General features: G+C 61.2%; 21 protein-coding genes. All 21 read left to right on the plus strand.

Annotation, left to right across the window (positions count from 1 at the left end):
* Window positions 1–22 precede the first annotated feature (22 nt).
* The 21 genes from JAB1_RS21880 to JAB1_RS21970 all read left to right on the plus strand — a co-directional run bounded on the left by JAB1_RS21880 (window position 23) and on the right by JAB1_RS21970 (window position 16,424).
* Window positions 23–1,042: a phage major capsid protein, P2 family gene (locus JAB1_RS21880; RefSeq protein WP_070281722.1), complete on the plus strand. Its 1,020-nt coding sequence runs from the start codon at window positions 23–25 to the stop codon at window positions 1,040–1,042.
* A complete protein-coding gene (gene gpM, locus JAB1_RS21885; protein WP_070281723.1) occupies window positions 1,042–1,758 on the plus strand; it encodes a phage terminase small subunit in 717 nt (238 codons plus the stop codon). Before JAB1_RS21880 ends, gpM begins: the two co-directional genes overlap by 1 nt.
* A gap of 108 nt (window positions 1,759–1,866) precedes the next feature.
* Entirely contained in the window at window positions 1,867–2,370 is a 504-nt protein-coding gene (locus JAB1_RS21890; protein WP_070281724.1) for a head completion/stabilization protein, read from the plus strand.
* Window positions 2,370–2,585: a tail protein X gene (locus JAB1_RS21895; protein WP_070281725.1), complete on the plus strand. Its 216-nt coding sequence runs from the start codon at window positions 2,370–2,372 to the stop codon at window positions 2,583–2,585. The genes JAB1_RS21890 and JAB1_RS21895 overlap by 1 nt, the downstream gene beginning before the upstream one ends.
* Before the next feature lie 64 nt (window positions 2,586–2,649).
* On the plus strand, window positions 2,650–3,021 hold the full coding sequence (locus JAB1_RS21900) for a hypothetical protein (RefSeq protein ID WP_035820867.1): 372 nt from the start codon (window positions 2,650–2,652) through the stop codon (window positions 3,019–3,021).
* Window positions 3,021–3,581, plus strand: a complete 561-nt coding sequence (locus JAB1_RS21905; RefSeq protein WP_070281726.1) for a glycosyl hydrolase 108 family protein — start codon at window positions 3,021–3,023, stop codon at window positions 3,579–3,581. Before JAB1_RS21900 ends, JAB1_RS21905 begins: the two co-directional genes overlap by 1 nt.
* Window positions 3,578–4,090, plus strand: coding sequence for a lysis system i-spanin subunit Rz (locus JAB1_RS21910; protein WP_070281727.1), 513 nt, complete (start codon window positions 3,578–3,580; stop codon window positions 4,088–4,090). The genes JAB1_RS21905 and JAB1_RS21910 overlap by 4 nt, the downstream gene beginning before the upstream one ends.
* Window positions 4,074–4,562, plus strand: a complete 489-nt coding sequence (locus JAB1_RS21915; RefSeq protein ID WP_070281728.1) for a phage tail protein — start codon at window positions 4,074–4,076, stop codon at window positions 4,560–4,562. Before JAB1_RS21910 ends, JAB1_RS21915 begins: the two co-directional genes overlap by 17 nt.
* Window positions 4,559–5,026 carry a phage virion morphogenesis protein gene (locus tag JAB1_RS21920; RefSeq protein ID WP_070281886.1) on the plus strand — a complete coding sequence of 156 codons (468 nt, stop codon included), beginning with the start codon at window positions 4,559–4,561 and terminating at the stop codon, window positions 5,024–5,026. Before JAB1_RS21915 ends, JAB1_RS21920 begins: the two co-directional genes overlap by 4 nt.
* Before the next feature lie 287 nt (window positions 5,027–5,313).
* A complete protein-coding gene (locus JAB1_RS28920) occupies window positions 5,314–6,366 on the plus strand; it encodes a hypothetical protein (protein WP_083299844.1) in 1,053 nt (350 codons plus the stop codon).
* A gap of 184 nt (window positions 6,367–6,550) precedes the next feature.
* Complete coding sequence (locus JAB1_RS21925; RefSeq protein ID WP_254672184.1) at window positions 6,551–7,222, plus strand: phage baseplate assembly protein V; 672 nt, start codon at window positions 6,551–6,553, stop codon at window positions 7,220–7,222.
* Window positions 7,219–7,563, plus strand: coding sequence for a GPW/gp25 family protein (locus JAB1_RS21930; protein ID WP_070281729.1), 345 nt, complete (start codon window positions 7,219–7,221; stop codon window positions 7,561–7,563). Before JAB1_RS21925 ends, JAB1_RS21930 begins: the two co-directional genes overlap by 4 nt.
* Entirely contained in the window at window positions 7,560–8,471 is a 912-nt protein-coding gene (locus JAB1_RS21935) for a baseplate J/gp47 family protein (RefSeq protein ID WP_070281730.1), read from the plus strand. Before JAB1_RS21930 ends, JAB1_RS21935 begins: the two co-directional genes overlap by 4 nt.
* Window positions 8,464–9,084 (plus strand): phage tail protein I, encoded by a 621-nt coding sequence (locus tag JAB1_RS21940; protein WP_070281731.1) that lies wholly within the window; start codon window positions 8,464–8,466, stop codon window positions 9,082–9,084. The genes JAB1_RS21935 and JAB1_RS21940 overlap by 8 nt, the downstream gene beginning before the upstream one ends.
* Entirely contained in the window at window positions 9,081–10,769 is a 1,689-nt protein-coding gene (locus tag JAB1_RS21945; protein WP_070281732.1) for a phage tail protein, read from the plus strand. The genes JAB1_RS21940 and JAB1_RS21945 overlap by 4 nt, the downstream gene beginning before the upstream one ends.
* A gap of 2 nt (window positions 10,770–10,771) precedes the next feature.
* The gene (locus JAB1_RS21950) at window positions 10,772–11,305 is read left to right on the plus strand and encodes a hypothetical protein (RefSeq protein WP_070281733.1); all 534 of its coding nucleotides are present in this window, start codon (window positions 10,772–10,774) and stop codon (window positions 11,303–11,305) included.
* Between the two features lie 30 nt (window positions 11,306–11,335).
* Window positions 11,336–12,511 (plus strand): phage tail sheath protein, encoded by a 1,176-nt coding sequence (locus JAB1_RS21955; RefSeq protein WP_070281734.1) that lies wholly within the window; start codon window positions 11,336–11,338, stop codon window positions 12,509–12,511.
* A 62-nt stretch (window positions 12,512–12,573) separates the two neighbouring features.
* Window positions 12,574–13,083 carry a phage major tail tube protein gene (locus JAB1_RS21960; RefSeq protein ID WP_070281735.1) on the plus strand — a complete coding sequence of 170 codons (510 nt, stop codon included), beginning with the start codon at window positions 12,574–12,576 and terminating at the stop codon, window positions 13,081–13,083.
* A 39-nt stretch (window positions 13,084–13,122) separates the two neighbouring features.
* The gene (locus JAB1_RS21965; RefSeq protein ID WP_070281736.1) at window positions 13,123–13,431 is read left to right on the plus strand and encodes a phage tail assembly protein; all 309 of its coding nucleotides are present in this window, start codon (window positions 13,123–13,125) and stop codon (window positions 13,429–13,431) included.
* An 8-nt stretch (window positions 13,432–13,439) separates the two neighbouring features.
* Window positions 13,440–13,553 (plus strand): GpE family phage tail protein, encoded by a 114-nt coding sequence (locus JAB1_RS28925; RefSeq protein ID WP_071650284.1) that lies wholly within the window; start codon window positions 13,440–13,442, stop codon window positions 13,551–13,553.
* Window positions 13,554–13,568: 15 nt separating this feature from the next.
* Complete coding sequence (locus tag JAB1_RS21970) at window positions 13,569–16,424, plus strand: phage tail protein (RefSeq protein ID WP_139144630.1); 2,856 nt, start codon at window positions 13,569–13,571, stop codon at window positions 16,422–16,424.
* Window positions 16,425–16,436 lie beyond the last annotated feature (12 nt).

Consider the following 16,436-nt stretch of genomic DNA (forward strand, 5'->3'; position numbering starts at 1 on the left):
TTCAACAACGGAGCACTGATTTATGAAAAAGCAAACGCGCCAGGTATTTGGCCAGTATGAAACCCGCTTGGGCCAACTGAACGACACGGACAACGTGGCCAAGACCTTCAGCGTCACGCCCGGCGTGCAGCAAAAGCTGGAAACGAAAATGCAGGAATCGAGCGAATTCCTGTCGAAAGTGAACATCATCGGCGTGACCGAGCAGGAAGGCGAAAAGCTGGGCCTGGGCGTGTCCGGCCCGATTGCCGGCCGCACCAACACCAAGGACAAGGAACGCAAGACGCGCGACCTGTCGACCCTGGACGGCACCAAATACCGCTGCGAGCAAACCAACTTCGACACGCATTTGAACTATGCAAAACTGGACGCCTGGGCCAAGTTCCCCGATTTTCAATCGCGCGTGGCCAATGCCATCTTGACGCGCCAGGCGCTCGACCGCATCGTCATCGGCTTCAATGGCGTGAAAGCCATGGCCGACACCGATCTGGACGCCAATCCGCTGCTGCAGGACGTGAACAAGGGCTGGCTGCAGCACCTGCGCGAGCTGGCGCCCGAGCGCGTGCTGGGCCTGGTGGCCGCCGGCATGCCTGGCAAGGTCATCATCGGTGACGTGGACGGCGCCGACTATGCCAACCTGGACGCGGCCGTCACCGATGCCGTCAACCTGCTGGACCCGTGGTATCAGGAAGACACCAATCTGGTGGCCATCGTCGGGCGCAAGCTGTTGAACGACAAGTATTTTCCATTGGTCAACACCAAACAGGCGCCCACGGAAACCCTGGCGGCTGACATCATCATCAGCCAGAAACGCATCGGCGGCTTGCCTGCGGCGCGCGTGCCCTTCTTCCCGGACAACGCCATCCTCATCACGCGTTTCGACAATCTATCGATCTACTTCCAGGAAGGCGCGCGCCGCCGCCGCGTCGAAGACGTGCCCAAGCGCGACCGCATCGAAAATTACGAGTCGTCCAACGACGCCTACGTGATCGAAGACCTGGGCCTGGCCGCACTGGTGGAAAACATCGAGCTGAAAGACAAGTGATGGCGAACCAGTCCCCCGCCCTGCGCCACCGCGCGCGCATGCTGGCCGAGCGCACGGCCGGCGCCGCCGCGCCGCAGGGCGTCACCACCGGCACGGCCTACGAAATGATGCTCTACAAGCTGGCCGATGACCGCCGGCGCCTGAAAGCCATCCAGTCGGTAGAACGCAAGATCGAGGTCAAGGCCACCTTGCTGCCGGATTACGCGCAATGGATCGACGGCGTGCTGGCCGGCGGCAAGGGCGCGCAGGATGACGTGTTTGCCACCCTGCTGGTGTGGCACATCGACACGGGTGAGTACGAGCGCGCCCTGGTCATGGCCGCCTACGCCTTGGAACACAAGTTCACCCTGCCCGAGACCTACAGCCGCGACATCGCCACCCTGATGCTGGACGAGTTTGCCGAAGGCTACTTGCATGGCAAGCTGGCCGCCGATCCGCAGCATGCGGCCCAGGTCTTGGGCACCGTCGAAGAGCTGACGGCCACCAGCGACGCGCCCGACCAGGCGCGCGCCAAGCTGCACAAGGCCATTGGCCTGGCCATGATCGCCGTGCTCGATCAGGCCGACGACACCGACATCGCCCCGGCGCTGGTGGCGCAGGCGGAAAACGCAATGGGCCAGTTGAAACGCGCCCGCGCCCTGTCCGAGTCGTGCGGCGTCAAGAAAGATATGGAACGGCTGGAACGGCGCATCAAGCGCGCGGCCGGTTCCACGTAAAGAGCATCCCCCGCTGCACGGCGGCACGGGGGGATTCTGGCCAACGCATTGGCAACAATCTCGGCCTGATGAACCCCGTCCACCGCCCCATTTTTGAAAGCGCCCCGTATGTCCTTCATGGCCCTGCCCCCGTCCATCCCGCCCGGCACTGCACCGGCGCCGCCCGCGCCGGCCGCCGGCATCATCGAGAACGACGGCTGGTTTCCCGACATCCTGCTCACCGATATGCGCGACGCCATGCGCCTGGATGGCACCGTCACCGACGCGCGCCTGGTGCAAGCCGTGGTCGATGCCATCCTGCACGTCAACCGCGAACTGGCCGACTGGCAGGGTAAGCAGGCTGCTACCGGTATCGCCGCCTTGGTGGACGTGCCGGCCACGCGCATCAACCGCGAATCCCGCCTACTGGCGCAGTACCGGCGCGCCGTCTACAGCACGGCGAAGGCCGATCTGATCGAGCGTTACCGTGACTACGACAGCACGGCCACGTCCGTCAGCGACAAGAAAAGCATGGAATGGCTCGACGAGGCGCCCGGCGCGCAGCGGCGCAATGCGCAATGGGCAATCGCCGATATGGTCGGGCGCACGCACCTGACCGTGGAATTGATCTGATGCAGGTGTGCACGCAGCAGCACGACACGGTAGACGCCCTGGTGTGGCGCTACTTGGGCGACGGTGCGGGCTATGTCGAGCAGACGCTGGAACTGAACCCGGCGCTGGCGCGCCACGGCGCCGTGCTGCCGGCCGGGCTGGTCGTCACCCTGCCCGAGCCGGCGTCCAGCATGGGCCAGGTGGCCGCAGCCGATCTTGTGCAGCTATGGGATTAGCTCAGCAATCCACCTTTTATCCATCATGAAAAATCTATCCCCCCTCTCACCGGAGAATCAAGCAATGTCCGCAGAATCGTTTGGTGGTTTCGCCACCCTGGTCAAACTGTACGGCTTCAAGGCGGCGCTGGGCATGGTCGGCGCGGCCATGCTGTACATCGTGCTGCCGCCGCTGAACAGCGACGGCACCTTCAACAAGGGCGAATTCGTCGCCCGCCTGGCCTGTGCCGGCGTGTTCTCGTGCCTGCTGGGCGGCACCGTCTACCAGCTGCTGTGCGCCCAGCTTCCGGCCATCGGCGCCATGGTCAACGCTTCCGCCATTGATCTGATCGTCGGCGCGCCCGGCTGGTGGGTATCGCGCGCCGTGGCCCTGTGGTTCCAGCGCCGCAGCGACAAGGACATCGCCGAGCTGGTCAAAGATGCGAAGGAACACTGATGGCCACCCCGGAAAATCCCCTAATCGCACGCGTCATCGACGCCATCCTGCGCGCCGAAGGCGGCTATGTGAACGACCCGCAAGACAAAGGCGGCGAAACCAACTTCGGTATCACCGTCGCGGTGGCGCGCGCCAGCGGTTACACGGGGCCGATGCGCGAGTTGCCCGTGGCGGTAGCGCGCGCCATCTACACGGCCCGCTACATCACGGAACCCAAGTTCGACGAGGTGCTGGCCATCCATGCCGGCATCGGCGCCGAAGTGATCGACACGGGCGTCAACATGGGACCGCACCGCGCGGCCGAGTTCCTGCAGCGCTGGCTGAACGGTTTCAATGACACGGGCGCGCGCTACCCGGCCCTGTTCGTCGATGGCCGCCTGGGCGCGCAGTCGCTGGGCGCGCTGGCCGCTTTCCTGAAATGGCGCGGCCAGGACGGCGCCACCGTGCTGCTGCGCGCCCTGAACGGCCTGCAGGCGGCGCGTTACCTGGACATCACCGAAGCCAACAAGACCCAGCGCCGTTTTCTGTTCGGCTGGATCAAGGAACGGGTGGCCATGTGACCACAACCACCTGGCGCCCGCTGGCCGCGTGCCTGCTGTGCGGCGCCATCGCGGGCTGGACGACGCAGGGCTGGCGCAAGGACGCCAGCATCGCCGAACTGCAGCGGGCGGCCGCCACCAGCAAAACCAATGCCGCCACCGCACTGGCCCAGGCCACCGCCCGCGTGCTCACGCTGGAGCGCGCGGCCGGCGCAGCCATGGCGCAGCGCGCCGACCACCTCACCCAGGAGCAAACCCATGCGAAAACCGAGCGTGACCGTTTTAACGATGATGTTCGCAGCGGCGCTGTGCGCCTGTCAATCCCCGTCGCCGGCGGCCAGTGCGCCGCAGTTGCAGATTCCACCGCTACCGCAGGCCATCGGCGTGAAACGCGCGCCGAACTTGACCCAGCGACTGCGGCAGCTCTTGATGCCATTGCCGGCGACGGCGACGACGCCACCCGCCAGCTAAACGCCTGCATCGACGCCTACAACCTAGTACGAGACACCTACCATGTACAAACCGAATAGCCTGCGCCAGCACTTGGCCGCCGCCATCCCCGACCTGCAGCGCGACCCCGACCGCCTGCTAGTCTTCGCAGACGAGGGCAACGTGGTGGCGAGTGCCACCGCCTCGCTGTCCTTCGAATACCGTTTCAAGCTCAACCTGATCGTCACCGATTACGCGGGCGACGCCGACGCCATCATGGTGGCACTGATCGCCTGGCTCAAAGTCCACCAGCTCGACCTGATGGCCAACGAGGAAACCCGCAAGCACGGCATCGCCTTCGAAGTGGACTTCAACAACCACGAAACGGTCGATATTTCGATCAAGCTGGACCTGACCGAGCGCGTGGCCGTCAAGGCCGGCGAGGCCGGGCGCCTCGACATCAAACACCTGGCCGAGATACAGCACATGCCGGCCTACGCGGACGAGTTTTGGAAGCTGTATGACGGCGAGACCCTTCTGGCCGAATGGCGCATGCCCGAGGCGACGGCATGAGCGACGACCTGCACACGCTGGAAGCCTGGGCCGGCGCCCTGCTGGCCAAGCTGCAGCCAGGCCAGCGCCGTGCCATCAATCACAAGGTGGCCATCGACCTGCGCCGCAGCCAGGCGCAGCACATTAAGGCCCAGCAGGGGCCGGATGGCGCGGCCTATCCGGCACGCAAGCGGCGCAAGGAATTCAAGGGCAAGAATGGACGGATCAAGCGGCAGAAGGCGGCCATGTTCGCCAAGATTCGTGCCGCCAAACACCTGAAAGTAAAGGCGACCGGCGACCAGATCGAAGTTGGTTTCTTTGGCTGGGTAGCGCGCGTGGCGGATGTGCATCAGTTTGGCAAGCAAGATCGCGTTACCAAAAAAGGGCCCGTTTTCAAGTACCCGGAGCGGCCGCTGCTGGGCTTGAGCGAGCCGGATCGGACATTGATACGCGAATCGCTGCTGCATCACATAGAAAAGACCTAAGATTTTTCAAGGAAAACTTCAACTGACATTAGTTGCCAAATGAGTTAGAGTCGCATGATACCGACCGCTTCCGGCCAATAACTTCCGCTACTAGCTTGGCCATATTATGCATGACTATAGCGTAGAATTTGATAAACATATTGGAAATGAACGTCCTACAGTAGTGGCCATGACTCCTTCAAATACAATCCTGGAAAGAATTTATAATAATCATGCAGGATATTTCTTTGCCCACCAAATACCTAGCATGAAATTTTAAGAAATTTAATTTAAAATATAATATAAATATGAGTAAAATTAGCAACTCTACCGCCCCAGTTTGGCACCGAGAAAACCTGTCTTTATTTCAAGGATTTTCTGAGATATTGAACGCTTCCATATCCAACTTACTAAAGTCGCAAAAAATTTCTCACTTAAGCGTTACAGTGAGAGTAAAAAATCTTGATAGTCTTATCGAAAAAATAGAAAGAAAAGGCTATAGCAAAGAAGAAGAAATAACTGACATGGTAGGAGTAAGAATAATTACTTACTTGGAGGCAGACGTTAAAAAGGTATGCGATCTATTAGAATCGACTTTTGAATTTCATGAAGAAAAAAGTGGAAATAAAGCAGAAAATTTGCAGATTGATCAAATAGGATATAGATCTGTACATTATGTCTGTGAACTCGGCAAGGATCGTACCGCACTACCGGAATTGAACCAATATAAAAAAATTATGTTTGAAATTCAGGTTAGAACAGTCTTGCAGCATGCATGGGCAGAGATTGAACATGATAGAAATTACAAGTTCTCTGGCGAACTTCCTTCCGCGATCAAGCGCCGTTTAAATTTGCTCGCTGGGACTTTAGAATTAGTTGACCGCGAATTCGATGTCTTGGCGAAAGAAGTCGATCTACATGAGAAACAGGCGAAAGTTGTTGCGCACTCTGGCAATCTAAAAGGAGTAGAACTTACCTCGGCTGGACTAACTGAATTAATAATGGCAAATGAAGAAATCACCAAACTAATTAACTTCCCTGGCGAACAAGAACTTTGGCCAGAAATAATTTTCAAGGAACTTCGATCTTATGGCGTAAACACATTAGAAGAATTCGATAAATTAATCAACCCAAGTTTTTTACAGGCTTACAAGGAAGCCATGGGTCATAAGTGGATAAATGGAATGGGCTTTGTTCGTTATGCAATGATATATGATGATATGGATACGTTCCTTGATAAGGTAGATAGGACTTGGGGAGTATTAGGCGAATCCTCTTTCGTCCTTCTAGAAAAAAAATATGGAAAGGAAAAAGTCGATGCTACTCTTAAATCTAGAAATATATTAGTAATGCCCGATTGAACTAGTATGCACCAAAAGAAAAAAGAGTAGAGCATAAAATATGCGAACTTCCGTTTCGAGGTGGACACACTCGCCACATCGTTCCCTTCAAGTGAAATATATGCTTATATCTCACGGGCACTCATAGTCACTAAGCCACTTATCAACCCGCCCCCGCGTGCATCCGCACGCGGACTTCGGCAACATGCACTGCATGAACGCCGACCTGTCCGACCTCCTCCGCTTGCTGCAAAACCTGATCCGCCTGGGCACCATTGCCGAGGTCAACGGGGCCAAGGCGCGCGTGCGGCTCGGGCCGACACTCATCACGGAATGGCTGAAATGGGCCACGCCCCGCGCTGGCAGCACGCGCACCTGGTCGGCGCCCACCGTGGGCGAACAAGTGATCGTTTTTTCCCCCGGCGGCGACCTGACGCGCGGCATCATCCTGCCGGCGCTGTACTCGCAGGAATTTGACGCGCCTGAAACCAGCGACACCATCCACACCACGCACTATCCTGACGGCGCCGTGGTGCAGTACGACCACGCGGCCCACGCCCTGACGGCCACCCTGCCCAGCGGTACCGCCACCATCACCGCCGACAAGGTCACCTCCAACGCACCCAGCACCATCTGCACGGGCGATCTGACCGTCATGAAAAACCTGATCGTCATGCAAGCGGCCACCGTCAACGGCGCCACCGCGCTGAATGGCGGCGTGAACGCCAAGGCCGGCGCCGCTGGCGGCGTGGCCATGGCCGTGCAAGGGACGATCAAAGCGACCGAGGACGTGCTGGCCGGCGCCATCAGCCTGGCCAAGCATTCGCACGGCGGCGTCAAGGCTGGCGGCGACAAGTCGGGCGGGCCGCAAGCATGATGGGCATGCACTCCGCCACCGGGCACAGCCTGACGGGCCTGGGCCACCTGCGCCAGTCGGTCACCGACATTCTCACCACACCCATCGGCTCGCGCATCCGGCGCCGCCGCTATGGCTCCGAAGTGCCTGAGCTGATCGACCAGCCCCTGAACAGCGCCACGCAGTTGCGCATCTATGCCGCCACCGCCTTTGCCCTGCGCCGTTGGGAGCCGCGTTTGCAACTTGCCAGCGTGCAGCTCACACGCGACACGGACGGCGCCATCGCGCTGCTGCTCGATGGCACGGCGAATGGCCAGGGCATCACCCTGTCCGTGCCCGTCAAGCAAGGCGGCGGCGTATGAGCACGCCCATCGACCTGACCCAATTGCCGGCGCCCAGCGTGGTGGAGGTGCTGGACTTCGAAACCATCCTGGCCAGCCGCAAGACGCACCTGGTCAGCCTGCTGCCGGAAGCCAAGCGCGCGGCCGTCACGGCCTTGCTTGAACTGGAATCGGAGCCGGCCACCAAGCTGCTGGAAGAGAACGCGTATCAGGAAACCATCCTGCGCAACCGCGTCAACGAGGCGGGCAAGGCCGTCATGCTGGCGTTTGCCCTCGATGGCGACCTCGATCAACTGGGCGCCAACGTCAACGTGGCGCGCCTGGTCATCACGCCGGCCAATCCCAACGCCCTGCCGCCCGTGGCCGCCGTCATGGAAGACAATGACGCCTATCGCCTGCGCATCCAGGAAGCGCCGGACGGCCTGTCCGTGGCCGGTCCGAAAGCGTCGTATGAATTCCACGCCCGCAGCGCTGACGGCCAGGTCAAGGACGCGAGCGCCACCAGCCCGGCGCCGGCATACGTCACCGTCACCGTGCTGGCCAACAACACGACCGGCATCGCCGACGCCGCGCTCTTGGGCACCGTGGCGCGCGCGCTCAACGCCGAGGACGTGCGCCCCCTGGGCGACCGCTTGAGCGTGCAGGCCGCCCAGGTGATCGACTATCAGATCGAGGCCACCTTGTTTATCGGCGTCGGCCCGGAAGTGCCCATTTTGCTGGACGCAGCGCGCGCCAACGCCGTGCGCGTGTCGCAGCCGCGCCGCCCGCTGGGCCACAGCATTTATCGATCCGCCTGCAGCGCTGCCGTGCACGTCGAAGGCGTGCGCAAGGTCGTCTTGACCAGCCCGGCGGCGGATATCGAACTGAATGCCACCCAGGCCGCACGCTGCACGGCCATCAAACTGAACGTGGTAGTGCTCGATGAATAGAACCGTGCCGACACTGCCGCCCAACTCCACGGCGCTCGAGCGCGCCATTGCTGTGGCCTGCGCCGAGCTGGTCAACGTGCCCGTGCCGCTGCGCGACCTGTGGAATGCCGACCGCTGCCCCGTCAATCTGCTGCCGTTTCTGGCCTGGGCCTGTTCCGTCGACCGCTGGGACGACGCCTGGCCCGAGTCGATCAAACGCGGCACCATCAAGGCGTCCTATTTCATCCACAAGCACAAGGGCACGATTGCCGCCGTGCGCCGCGTGGTCGAGTCGCTGGGCTACCTGATCCGCATCACCGAATGGTGGCAAACCACGCCACCGGGCGTGCCGGGTACGTTCCGCCTCGACGTGGGCGTGCTGGACACCGGCATCACGGACGCCATGTTTCAGGAAATGGAACGCCTGATTGCCGACGCCAAGCCCGTCAGCCGCCACATGACAGGCCTCGCCATTTATCTGGAAAGTCGCGGCAACGTCTACGCGGGCGCTTGTGCGTACCACGGCGACGCCATGACCGTGTATCCCTGGATCGCGGAAACCATCGAAGTGCGCGGCACGCTATTGCAGGCCGGCGCATCCCATACCATCGACACCCTGACCATCTGTCCATGAGCACATATTTCGCCATTCTCACCGAAGTGGGCGAGGCCAAGCTGGCCAACGCCATCGCCCTGGGTCAAACCCTGAAACTGAAAACCATGGCCGTGGGCGACGGCAACGGCAATCTGCCCATGCCCGAGCGCAAGCAAAAGGTGCTGGTGCATGAAGTGCGCCGTGCCGGCCTGAATCAACTGACGGTCGACCCGACCAACGCCAGCCAGATCATCGTCGAGCAAGTCTTGCCCGAGAATGTGGGCGGCTGGTGGATACGCGAAATCGGTATCTTCGACGAGGCCGGCGACCTGTGCGCCGTGGCAAACTGCCCGCCCAGCTATAAACCTGTGATGGCCGAGGGCAGCGCGCGCACGCAAGTGGTGCGCATCGTGCTGATCGTCGCCAGCACGGCCGCCATCGAGCTGAAAATCGATCCGTCCGTCATCCTGGCAACACGCCAGTATGTCGATGACCAGGACATTACCGTGCGCGCCTACAGCGACGCGCAACTGGCCAAGCACCTGGCGGCAATGAATCCGCATCCACAGTACAGCATGAAGGAGGTGGAGACACTGCCGAAAGCTGACGCGTCGAAAAAGCTGGCCAGTGCTGATTTTGTGCAGCAGGAACAGGGAAACCTTGCCGGCATTTTGGCTTTTCCTAATTCGCGCGCGCTGGCCGCCGCCGATTTTGGCAAGGCTTTTTATTTTACCAACGGCTCCGTGCTGGCGACCCTGCCTCGCCCCGACAGTCTCGGCAACGGCCAGATCATCGGCCGCAAGGTCACATTCTTTGGTTTCAACAAGATCAGCGGCACCGTCGCCCCGGCCGCCAATGCCTCTCTTCGCTATGACGTTGCAAGCATCGCATCCATGCTGGTGAAGGTCGGCCAGTCCGTATCGGTGGTAGCTGTCACGGCGGATACATGGCAAGTCATCGACTCAACTGCTGAAATGTGGCGCAACGCCGACTTTGAAAACTACTTCAACAACACGGCTCCGACACAACCACAGTTCGACAGCAGCACCAAAATCGCCACGACCGAGTTTGTCCAGAAAGCGGCCGGTGCCATTGGTTCAATGGGCGTCGTCGCCACCTCCCGAAATTTGATTGCTTCTGATATTGGAAGCAGTCTGTTTTTCAATTTTCAGGGTTTGACATTGACCTTGCCAAAGCCTGCTGATTTAGGGCTTGTTAGCGGCACGGGAAAGTGTGTTTATCTATTCGGAACAGTCGCCACGGGAACGATTACGCCAGGTGCTGGGGTCACTCTCGGCTTCAATGGGGTCTCCGTACCATCGCTCACCTTGAAGCCTGGGCAATCCATCGCTATGACCGCCAACGGGCCTAGTGCCTGGCAAATCCTCCATTCCACGGCCGATATGTTTCGCAACCTGGATTTTTCTGGCGAGCTTGGCGTACTAAGAAATTGGCGGCGCCTTCCGAATGGCGATATCGAACAATGGGGAACCGTCGCGGGATCCGCCAGCATGGCGCCGTTCACGCCGAACCTGACGTTTCCCATCGCCTTCCCGAATGCCTGCCGCGCCATCACGGTGCAGTGCATGAATGAACTGTCGTCGGCTGGTTACAGCGGTCGAACGACAGATAAAACACTTTCACGCACCGGCGCGTGGGTTTCCAACTCCAACGGCGTGACTGCCGTTCCCGACGTTCTCTGCTGGCGCGCGATTGGCAACTGAGCATGACATCCATTATCGAAAGCGAGTCCACCATGTACTTTTCAAGCAATACGCGCGGCTTCTATCCAGAGCAAATGCGTGCCGACTACGATGCCGCAGGCACCTGGCCAGATGATGCCGTTGAGGTATCGCCCGACGACGAAGCGCGCCTGCGCGACGCCATCGCCACGTGCGCAGCCATCCGCATGACCAATGGCGGAAAGTGGAAAATCACCGCCGCCCCGCCGCCACCGTTTGCCGTGCTGGTCGCGCCAGTTCTGGCCAGCGTGCGCCAGACACGCGACGCCATCCTCAACCGCCTGGCTGGCATCGGCTTTGCCGCCATGGTCGACGGCGACGCAGATACCGTGCAAGCCATCGCGGCGGCGCGCGCCTGGCTGCTCGACATCACCATCTGCCCGACGGTTGCCGCCGCGCAGGACATCGAGGCGCTGCAAGCCGCCGTCAACGCCGAATTCGCGCGCATCGCTGCAACGCTGACCGGCGACGGGCGGCGTGCCTTCGATGATACCGCCGGCATGGCATCCACCCAGTAACGCCCATTCACCACCTACCAGGAGAGCCACATGGCCACCGACTACCACCATGGCGTGCGCGTCATTGAAATCAACGAGGGTTCGCGCCCGATCCGCACCGTCTCCACAGCCGTGCTGGGCCTGATCGCCACGGCCGACGATGCCGACGCGGCCGCCTTCCCGCTGAATAAACCCGTGCTCGTCACCAACGTGCTGGCCGCCATGGGCAAGGCCGGCAAGAGCGGCACCTTGTACCGCGTGCTAAAAGCGATTGCCGCGCAGACCAAACCCCTGACGGTCGTCGTGCGCGTGGCCGAGGGCGAGACGGAGGCCGAGACCACCACCAACGCCGTGGGCGGCGTGTCGCCGGACGGCCAGTACCTGGGCGCCCAGGCGCTGCTGGCCGCGCAAAGCAAGCTGGGCGTGAAACCGCGCATCCTGGGCGCGCCGGGGCTGGACACTCAGGCCGTCACCAACGCCCTGGCCAGCGTGGCACAGCGCCTGCGCGGCTTCGTGTATGCCTCGGCCTATGGCTGCGCCACCGTCGCGGCCGCCACCACCTATCGCGGCCAATTCGGCCAGCGCGAGGTGATGGTGATCTGGCCCGATTTTGTCAACTGGGATACCGCCATCGATGCCGAGGCCAGTATTTCCGCTGTGGCCTACGCCATGGGCCTGCGCGCCAAGATCGACGAGGAAACGGGCTGGCACAAAACGCTGTCCAACGTCGTCGTCAACGGCCCGACCGGCATCAGCAAGGACGTGTTTTTCGACCTGCAAGACCCGGCCACCGACGCAGGCGTGCTCAACGCCAAGGAAGTGACCACCCTGATTAACATGGGCGGCTACCGCTTCTGGGGTTCGCGTACCTGCGAGGCGCCGGGCGGCTTTTTCTATTTCGAAAGCTACACGCGCACGGCCCAGGTGCTGGCTGACACCATTGCCGAGGCGCACTTCGCCTATGTCGATGTGCCCTTGCATCCGTCCCTGGTGCGCGACCTGCTGGAAAGCATCAACGCCAAGTTCCGCGACCTGAAATTGCAGGGCTACATCATCGACGGCCACGCCTGGTATGACGAGCAATACAACGACAAGACGGCGCTGAAAGACGGCAAGCTGGCCATCGATTACGACTACACGCCCGTGCCGCCGCTGGAAAACCTGAAATTCCAGCAACGCATTACCGACCGCTACCTGGCCGACTTCGCCTCGCGCATCGCCGCGTAACCGTCCAATCACCACCCTGCCCGCGCCCGCGCGGGCGCCCCTGACCACCACTGGAGAAAATTATGGGCATGCCCCACAAACTCAAGCAATTCAACGTGTTTCAAAACGGCGTGCTGTTCATGGGCATGGTGCCCGAAATCACCTTGCCCAAGCTCAGCCGCAAGATGGAGGAGTACCGCGCCGGCGGCATGAGCGGCCCGGTATCCGTCGACTTCGGCAACGAGGCGCTGTCGCTGGAATGGAGCGCAGGCGGTCTGATCGCCGACGCCCTGAAGCAGTACGGCGCGCATGCACACGGTGCCGTGATGCTGCGCTTTGCCGGCGCTTACCAGAACGACGAAGACGGCAACGTAGCTGCCGTCGAGGTTGTCGTGCGCGGCCGTTACAAGGAAATCGACATGGGCGCGGCCAAGATGGGCGACGACACCACCCACAAATACACCATGGCTTGCAGCTATTACAAGCTGATGATCGACGGCGCCACTGTCATCGAACTGGACTTCATGAGCGGCACCGAGAACTTCGGCGGTGGCGACACCAATGCGGCCATCCGCAAGGCCATCGGCCTGTAATCCCCTTTTTAGTCACCACCCACACACAAGGACAACACCATGAACACCGAAAACAACAATCAAGCCGTCATCGAACTGGACGAACCGATCAAACGCGGCGACAGCGTCATCACCTCGCTCACCGTGCGTAAACCCAAGGCCGGCGCCCTGCGCGGCATTTCCCTGATCGAGCTGGCCAACTTGAACGTGTCGGCCCTGCAAATCGTGCTGCCGCGCATCACCGAGCCAACCTTAACGGCGCACGACATCGCCAACATGGACCCGGCCGACCTGCTGGCCGTGGGCGCCGAGGTCGCCGGTTTTTTGGCGAGCAAAGCCGATCGCCTTTCGGTATCCCCGGCGAAGTAGAAGACGCCATGGCCGACATTGCCGGCGTCTTCCACTGGACGCCGGCAGCGATGGACGGCTTTACGATTGATGAACTGATGGCCTGGCGCGAACGCGCCAGGCAACGAAGCGGAGCGGAATAGATGGCTGGTCGGGATTTGAAATTACAGGTAGTGTTTGCAGCGCTGGACAAGATTACCGGCCCGCTGAAAAAAATCATGGCCGGTTCCAGCGACACGGCCAAGGCATTGAAGGCGACCAGCGACCGCTTGCGCGACTTGAACGCACAGCAAAAGAACATCAGCAAATTCCGCGAGCTGCATGGCGGCCTGGACGCCACCCGCACAAAACTGGAAGCGGCGCAGCAGAAAGTGGCCAGCCTCGCCACCAAGATGAAACAGGCGGAGGCGCCTACGCGCGCCATGACGCGCGAGTTTAACGCCGCCGTCAAAGCGGCCAGCGCCCTCAAGACTGCCGGCCAGCAGCAGGCGCAGCAACTGCAGGTCATGCGCGAGCGCCTGGCGGGCGCCGGCATCGGCACCAAAGACCTGGCCAACCACGAGCGCACCTTGCGCCGAGAAATCGAGGCCACCAACAAAACCATGACGCTGCAGCAGCAGAAGCTGGCCAACGCTGCCGCCAAACAGCAGCGCGTCACCAATGCCACCCAGCACGCGGACAAGCTGCGCAACAAGGCGGGCAACCTGGCCATGGCCGGCGCTGGCGCGACCGCCACGGGTGCCGTCATCGGCGCGCCCGTCGTCAAGGGATTGAACGAGGCCAAGCACTATCAAACGGAAGTGGGCCGCGTCAACGCCCTGGGCCTGGGCGACAAGGTGTCAGCCGAAGCCGTCGCCTTCGCGCGCAACATGAAAACCTACGGCACCAGCCAGCTCGACAACCTGCAGTTGATGCGTGACGGCATGAGTGCCTTTGCCGATGTGCACCACGCGGAAATGGTCGCCCCTACCCTGGCCAAGATGAAGTTCGCCAATCACGCCTTCTTTGGCGAGGCCGAAGGCGCCGACAACGAACGCAAGTTCATGGACATGCTCAAGGTGATCGAGCTGCGCGGCGGCCTGGAGAGCAAGGAAAAGTTCGAAGCCCAGGCCAATATCGTGCAGCAGGTCATCACCGCCACGGGCGGGCGCGTCGGCCCGAATGAATGGCTGAACATGATCAAGACGGGCGGCATCGCCGCCAAGGGATTGAAAGACGACGCCTTTTACTACCAGATGGAGCCGCTGGTGCAGGAAATGAGCGGCAATCGCGTCGGCACTTCCCTGATGAGCGCCTACCAGAACTTATACCAGGGCCGCACGACGAAACGGTCGGTCAAAAAGCTGGATGAGTTCGGCCTGATTGGTGACAAAAGCAAAGTCACGCCTGACAAGGCGGGGCAAATTGCCTTCCTTGATCCCGGTGCGCTGCTGGGTTCCGAGTTGTTCCGCGAAAATCAGTTCGAGTGGATGGAAAAAGTGCTGTTGCCGCAACTGGCCAAGAAGGGCATCACGGAGAAAAAGCACGTGCTCGATGCCATCGGCAGCATTTTTTCCAACCGCACCGCGTCGAACCTGTATTCGCAGATGTACTTGCAGCGCGTGCAGATCCATAAAAATGAAAAACTCAACCGTGGCGCCGCCGATATCGGCAAGCTGGAAAAACTGGGCCGCGACTCGGCCGCCGGCAAGGAACTGGAAGCGCAGTCCAAGCTGGCCAACCTGAAACTGACCATGGGCGAGAAAATCTTGCCGCTGTACGCGCAGGGGCTGGAAATGGCCATCAGCGCCGTGCAGCGCCTGAACGGTTTCATGGAACGCAACCCGACCTTGGCCAAGGTCATGATTACCGCCTTCGCCGTGCTGGCCGGCCTGCTGCTGGTACTCGGCCCGCTGATGCTGGGTATCGCCGCCATGATCGGCCCGTATGCCATGCTGCACGTCATGTTCGCCAAGATGGGTGTGAAGGGCGGCGTGCTCACGCCCATCTTGCGCGGCCTGGGCGGCGCCTTCATGTGGGCCGGCCGTGCCGTGCTGTGGCTGGGGCGCGCCCTTCTGATGAACCCGATTGGCATTGCCATCACGGTCATCGCCGGCGCCGCCTTCCTGATCTATAAATACTGGGAGCCGATCAAGGCTTTCTTTGGCGGCCTGTGGTCCAGCGTCAAGGAAGCGTTTGCCGGCGGCTTCGTCGGCATCAATAGCCTGATCGCCGACTGGTCGCCGCTGGGCCTGTTCTATCGCGCCTTCGCGGGCGTGCTGGGCTGGTTCGGTGTTGCGCTGCCGGCCAGGTTCACCGATTTTGCCGCCACTATCCGGCACAGCATTGTCGAGGGACTGGCGCCGCTGACAGGCTTCATTGCCAGCCTGTGGTCGCAGCTGAAAACCACCTTCAGCGGCGGCATGGCCGGCATCACGGCCCTGATTATCAACTGGTCGCCGGTCGGCGTGTTCTATCAGGCGTTCGCAGGTGTGTTGAGCTGGTTCGGCATCGAGCTGCCGGCCAAATTTACTGAGTTCGGCGCCAACATCCTGCGCGGCCTGGTCAACGGCATCACCGGTTCCATGGGCGCCGTCAAGGACGCCATCAGCAATGCCGGTTCCAGCACCATTGCCTGGTTCAAGGAAAAGCTGGGCATCCACAGCCCGAGCCGCGTGTTTGCCCAGCTGGGCGACTACACCATGCAGGGCTTGGCCGTAGGCCTGGACCGCAGCGAGGGCGCGCCCATTGCCAAGGTTTCCGGACTGGCGCAGCGCCTGACGCAACTAGGCGCCGGCATCGCCATCGGCACAGCCACGGCGTTACCCGCCAGCGCCTTCGACACGCGCGCCCCGCTGTCCCAGGGCGGGTTCGGCGCCGGCATGACGATTCAGGGCGACAAGATCGAAATCACCATCCAGGCGCAAGCCGGTTCCGATCCGCAGGCCATTGCGCGCGCGGTGAGCGTCGCGCTCGATCAACGCGACCGTGAAAAGGCGGCACGCATCCGCTCGTCCCTGCGCGACCACGATTAAAGAAAGAAGCAC

Source organism: Janthinobacterium sp. MP5059B, assembly GCF_001758645.1.
GTDB classification, from domain to species: Bacteria; Pseudomonadota; Gammaproteobacteria; order Burkholderiales; family Burkholderiaceae_D; genus Janthinobacterium; species Janthinobacterium lividum.

Coding starts and splice junctions, on each gene's coding strand:
- JAB1_RS21880 (WP_070281722.1), top strand. CDS start 23: ATGAAAAAGCAAACGCGCCAGGTATTTGGCCAGTATGAAACCCGCTTG.
- gpM (WP_070281723.1), top strand. CDS start 1,042: ATGGCGAACCAGTCCCCCGCCCTGCGCCACCGCGCGCGCATGCTGGCC.
- JAB1_RS21890 (WP_070281724.1), top strand. CDS start 1,867: ATGTCCTTCATGGCCCTGCCCCCGTCCATCCCGCCCGGCACTGCACCG.
- JAB1_RS21895 (WP_070281725.1), top strand. CDS start 2,370: ATGCAGGTGTGCACGCAGCAGCACGACACGGTAGACGCCCTGGTGTGG.
- JAB1_RS21900 (WP_035820867.1), top strand. CDS start 2,650: ATGTCCGCAGAATCGTTTGGTGGTTTCGCCACCCTGGTCAAACTGTAC.
- JAB1_RS21905 (WP_070281726.1), top strand. CDS start 3,021: ATGGCCACCCCGGAAAATCCCCTAATCGCACGCGTCATCGACGCCATC.
- JAB1_RS21915 (WP_070281728.1), top strand. CDS start 4,074: ATGTACAAACCGAATAGCCTGCGCCAGCACTTGGCCGCCGCCATCCCC.
- JAB1_RS21920 (WP_070281886.1), top strand. CDS start 4,559: ATGAGCGACGACCTGCACACGCTGGAAGCCTGGGCCGGCGCCCTGCTG.
- JAB1_RS28920 (WP_083299844.1), top strand. CDS start 5,314: ATGAGTAAAATTAGCAACTCTACCGCCCCAGTTTGGCACCGAGAAAAC.
- JAB1_RS21925 (WP_254672184.1), top strand. CDS start 6,551: ATGCACTGCATGAACGCCGACCTGTCCGACCTCCTCCGCTTGCTGCAA.
- JAB1_RS21930 (WP_070281729.1), top strand. CDS start 7,219: ATGATGGGCATGCACTCCGCCACCGGGCACAGCCTGACGGGCCTGGGC.
- JAB1_RS21935 (WP_070281730.1), top strand. CDS start 7,560: ATGAGCACGCCCATCGACCTGACCCAATTGCCGGCGCCCAGCGTGGTG.
- JAB1_RS21940 (WP_070281731.1), top strand. CDS start 8,464: ATGAATAGAACCGTGCCGACACTGCCGCCCAACTCCACGGCGCTCGAG.
- JAB1_RS21945 (WP_070281732.1), top strand. CDS start 9,081: ATGAGCACATATTTCGCCATTCTCACCGAAGTGGGCGAGGCCAAGCTG.
- JAB1_RS21950 (WP_070281733.1), top strand. CDS start 10,772: ATGACATCCATTATCGAAAGCGAGTCCACCATGTACTTTTCAAGCAAT.
- JAB1_RS21955 (WP_070281734.1), top strand. CDS start 11,336: ATGGCCACCGACTACCACCATGGCGTGCGCGTCATTGAAATCAACGAG.
- JAB1_RS21960 (WP_070281735.1), top strand. CDS start 12,574: ATGGGCATGCCCCACAAACTCAAGCAATTCAACGTGTTTCAAAACGGC.
- JAB1_RS21965 (WP_070281736.1), top strand. CDS start 13,123: ATGAACACCGAAAACAACAATCAAGCCGTCATCGAACTGGACGAACCG.
- JAB1_RS28925 (WP_071650284.1), top strand. CDS start 13,440: ATGGCCGACATTGCCGGCGTCTTCCACTGGACGCCGGCAGCGATGGAC.